The following is a 4,761-nucleotide window of genomic DNA, read 5'->3' on the forward strand; positions in this document are numbered from 1 at the left end:
AGAAAGCAAAACAGACACAAATCAGGAAAAAAATTAATAGAATTCCTGTTTTTATAATAAAAATAATTAATTTTTAAAAATTTTATATTGATTTTATCATTAAATCTCATATAATATTAATATATTAACTTTGATGGTGGTAAAGAAATGCATGGTAGTATAAGCAACGAAGTGGTGAAAAATTTAAACAAGTTAATTAACTCTCACCAAACAAATAAACTTAGAAAGGCATTTAATAACCTTAGCACTAACCATAAAATGAATATATAGAGCATGTTAAAGCAAAGCCTCAAGGCTCTAAAGCTATGTCCGGCATACTAAATGCACTAGACAAGGAAGAAGCACCTTCTATCTTTAATCAGTTACCTCAAGAGTTTGCTTTCAATACACTCGATTGTATTAATCCCACATCGACTTTATTTAAAATTCTATTTAATCAACTGAATCCCCAACAAAAAGAAGATTATAAAGTAAATTTAGAGACAAAATCAACTGTCAAAGCTAAGCTTGTCCTAAAGAATTTTTACTTAAGCAATAAAGAGAGTTCAAGCAACTTAAGTACTGAAAACTCCAATGAACCGTTAGTACAAAACAGAGATGATTTGCCAGCAGCACATTTCTCTCTTATATCTCCTGCGTTCGAGGAAACAGTTGTTGAACATACATTTGATACTAGACTAGAACTTTCTTCTGACAAAGAGAATCAATCATGTAGCCAAACAGTAATTCCATTTCTGGGTTTTGCTGAATTCGATAATCAATTCTGCAATACTGTAACAGAAAATTCGACAGTTAGTAGTAGTTTAACGTCGAATGAGCATATATCAGATAGCCTAGAAGGTGAGCAATTATCCCCAGAGTATTATAACTATTTGATAAATGGAGTAACTAGTCTGCAATCCTCAAATGTGAATCCATTGCCAGAGTTCAGTTTCTCTCTAAGCTCTGTTACGCTAGATGAGATGGTTAAGAGATATGGCTTTAATCACAATGACCACGCTCTAAGTGATTTAGAAGAGGTATATGTAGAGCAACCAGCAAAGTTCCATACATATTACCACAATTAACTAGGGACAAAAAAAGGTGGTAGTTTAACCTACCATCTCCTCTGGTTTCACTATCCTTTCAAACTCCTCCTCAGTGAGCAGTTGAAGTTTTGCTGCTGCTTCCTTTAGAGTGATATTTTCTTTATAAGCAAGCTTCGCTATTTTTGCTGCATTGTCATATCCTATATGCGTATTTAATATAGTAACTAGCATTAACGACTGATTTAGTAAATCCTTTATTCTTTCTTCGTTTGCTTTAATATCAACTACGCATTTCTCTGCAAAATTTAAACTTGTATCAGCTAAAAGTCTTATAGACTGCAAAACATTGTAAATTATCACCGGCTTAAACACGTTCAATTCAAAGTGACCATTTGAGCCACCAATTGTCACGGCAACATGATTTCCCATAACTTGAGCACATACCATAGTCACTGCTTCGCATTGAGTTGGATTCACCTTACCCGGCATGATTGAAGAGCCAGGCTCATTTTCTGGTAACATTATTTCTCCAATCCCGCATCTTGGACCAGAACCAAGTAGCCTTATATCATTTGCAATTTTCATCAAGCTTACTGCTACTGTATTGAGTGCTCCACTGAGCTCAACTAAAGCATCATTTGCTGCTAGTGCTTCAAACTTATTTTTTGCTGAAATAAATGGAAAATTAGTGATTTTTGCCACTTCTTTAGCAAAATCCTCAGCAAAACCCTTTTTAGTATTGATTCCCGTGCCAACCGCGGTACCACCTTGTGCAAGTTCATATACATTGCTTAGAGTTGACTTTACTCTCTCTATTCCCTTTTTAATCTGAACTGCATAGCCAGAAAATTCCTGCCCAAGTGTTAGAGGAGTTGCATCTTGCAGATGAGTACGCCCTACTTTTATTATATCTTTAAATTCATGAACCTTATTATTTAGCGCTTTATATAATTCTTCAAGATTGGGAATAAGCAAGCGGTTTATTTGCTCTGCTACTGCTATATGCATTGCTGTTGGAAAAGTGTCATTTGATGACTGACCACAGTTTACATGATCATTTGGATGCACTGGAGACTTACTACCTAAATCACCGCCCAAAATTTCTATTGCACGATTGCTGATCACTTCATTCACATTCATATTGGTCTGCGTTCCAGAACCGGTTTGCCAAACAACAAGCGGAAATTGATTATTAAATTTACCGTCTATTACCTCCTGTGCCGCTGTGCAGATTGCATCCCCTACTCTATTATCTATGCTACCCTGTTTCATGTTAACACGTGCTGCTGCAAGTTTTACTATTGCTAGCGCTTTAATCAGGGGCTCTGGCATTTTCTCTGTACCAATTTTGAAATTTTCCAAAGAACGCTGAGTCTGAGCTCCCCAGTAACGTTCACTTGGTACTTTTACTTCTCCTAAGCTATCTGATTCTATCCTAATTTTTTTATCCATATTTCCTCCTTCTAGTGCTTGACGTTACCTACATATATGAATTAATTAAATCAAATTGTATTTCAGTGTCAAGTTGAGACATTTTTAGTGAAGACCTTAGAAAATTTTCAAGCCATATCTTTTGCTTCTATTATTTTTTTATTGTTATTAAGGCAATCATGCAACCTTAAGCAATAAACCTACTTTCACTCTCTATAAGGCTATTCTACTTAGAGCTTGAATAGTGAAAACATCTTTAAGCGCAGAAGCTATACCTTTGTTTGCTTTCTCTTTTTTTACTTCTACAATCATATAACCCAACATTGCACCTAACGCTAGACTAACGGTCGCTGATGCTGCACAAACTGTAATCACTGCTCCCGCAGAACATGATATTGTCATACCTGCAACATAACCTACTATACCACTAACACCAATGCAGACGTATTTCTTCCGTAGCTCTTTTTGTATATGACTTTTCAGATATTCTTTTACATCTAAATGCCCGTTTCTAGTAGCATAATTCAGAGCAGTGTTTTCATAGCCATCTTTCACATTAACATTTGCTTTTGCTGTTTCTATCAGGTACTTTACTACCTCTAAATAGCCACTTCCAGCAGCCCACATTAGAGCAGTTCTTCCATAGTGATCTGTTGAATTAATATCTTCTTTCTGTTTTTCTATCAGGTATCTTACTGTTTCTAATTGACCATTTTTGGCAGCTGAAAATAATCCTGCATGATTGTTAATCATTTGTGCAAATGATAATGTTTTTAGTTTAGGGGGTTGTAACTCTTGAGTATTAAAGTTTAATTGTGCTGGAACAATTTCTACTTCAAGCTCTACATGTTCTCTTGTGAAACGATCAAGTAGCCTTTTTACCTGATCAATTGTTTGAATTCTTACCTTATAATACCACGATAAAGAATTGATTATTTCCCTGTTGTTAAGAAAAAATATCACTAATTCTATTTTACCTGTTAAATCTTTAGCATAGATTGAGTATTCTATATTTAATCTATCTTGTGCAATATTTCGTATTGTCTCACTCTCTGTCCAAATTCTTACCTGTTCATTAATTCTCTTACTTACAAGAAAATTATATAATTCACTATCTTCTTCCTTCATTTTATTGAGCTCATCCTTACAGTCATACCAATAAGATGATAACTCTGGTATACAAGTAGGAAGAGGCAAGCGAGGTATTGACATATCAAGATTAGCTATTAAATGATATCTAGTTAGAAGCTTTGCTATCTCCGTATGGCCATTTACAATAGCATATGTTAGGGCAGAGAATTGACCTTTACGTTTCACATTTAAATCAGCTCCATTTGCTATTAGAAGTTGTACTACCTCAAGATGACCATGGGCAGCAGCATGAATTAGAGCAGTTATGTTTCCCGGAGATTCTGCATTAACATTTGCTCCCTCTTCTATCAAGTATTGTAATATCTCTAGTTGACCATTGTCAGCAGCCCATATTAAAGCAGTTCTCCCATAATCATCATCTATTGTATTAATAATTGCTCCACCCTGTATAGCTTGCTGAACAAAATCTAGCTGTCCTTTTTTAGCAGCATCAATTAGCTGCGCATTTAGCTGTTTTTGTGATGGCATATACCCCTCTAAAATAAATATACAATCTAAAGCTATTTTAGCCACTATTCAAGTTTTAATGGCTAAAATTGATTGAATCACTTTTTAGTGTTTTTTTATGGTTGTTTGAGTCTAGCAAAGATGAGTCTATATCACAATCTAGTAATTCTCCTACTGCACTTAGTAAACCAGCTGTACAACCAGCTATTTTGATCTGGATGAGAGGAGATATAATTTATAACCACTCCCCTATCCTTTCTAGTTGTTTGTAGATGTTAAATCTCAGGAATTTATCAAAATAAGGAGAGGCAATGAAGGGAGTAGTATCTCTTAAATAATTAGATAAGAAATCTGGTAGAATATTCTGAAATTCATGCATTTTTTGTCTATAATCTTTCAAAGCAATAACCTTTATTTTATCATAATCAAGTTTCCAATAAGCAAGCTCCGAGACTTCTTTTTTTGTTGTGTATTCCACTGCTAAAGCTTGTAAAATTAATTGCGGGAAAAATCCTGACATAACTTCCTCATTGGAAGGTGGTGAACCAAGTTTATAGTCTATAATTGCTACTTGCCCACCTGGTAGATACTCAACTCTATCACATCTTGCTGTCAATAAAATTTCTTCTGTCATTCGAGTATCTGACCAGCTCTTATTACACAATTGTCTGGTGTGTTCATTTGCAATCAAATTTTTTGGATC

At 34.8% G+C, this 4,761-nt stretch carries 5 protein-coding genes; 2 read left to right on the forward strand and 3 right to left on the reverse strand.

Features of this window, described 5'->3' with window-relative positions:
- Nucleotides 1–147: 147 nt before the first annotated feature.
- Both ACJ5GX_RS01695 and ACJ5GX_RS01700 read left to right on the forward strand, forming a co-directional pair.
- Complete coding sequence (locus tag ACJ5GX_RS01695) at nt 148–270, forward strand: hypothetical protein (protein WP_265025008.1); 123 nt, start codon at nt 148–150, stop codon at nt 268–270.
- A gap of 35 nt (nt 271–305) precedes the next feature.
- Nucleotides 306–1,067 carry a hypothetical protein gene (locus ACJ5GX_RS01700; protein WP_019236381.1) on the forward strand — a complete coding sequence of 254 codons (762 nt, stop codon included), beginning with the start codon at nt 306–308 and terminating at the stop codon, nt 1,065–1,067.
- A 24-nt stretch (nt 1,068–1,091) separates the two neighbouring features.
- Here ACJ5GX_RS01700 and fumC read toward each other — a convergent pair whose 3' ends face one another.
- From fumC to ACJ5GX_RS01715, 3 genes are all read right to left on the reverse strand, one after another.
- Entirely contained in the window at nt 1,092–2,480 is a 1,389-nt protein-coding gene (gene fumC / locus ACJ5GX_RS01705; RefSeq protein ID WP_007302656.1) for a class II fumarate hydratase, read from the reverse strand.
- A 192-nt stretch (nt 2,481–2,672) separates the two neighbouring features.
- Nucleotides 2,673–4,079 (reverse strand): ankyrin repeat domain-containing protein, encoded by a 1,407-nt coding sequence (locus ACJ5GX_RS01710; protein ID WP_052264743.1) that lies wholly within the window; start codon nt 4,077–4,079, stop codon nt 2,673–2,675.
- Between the two features lie 214 nt (nt 4,080–4,293).
- Nucleotides 4,294–4,761, reverse strand: a 468-nt coding sequence (locus ACJ5GX_RS01715; protein WP_495292632.1) for a RecB family exonuclease, incomplete at its 5' end; no start/stop codon positions are given.

Source organism: Wolbachia endosymbiont of Tuta absoluta, from assembly GCF_059414725.1.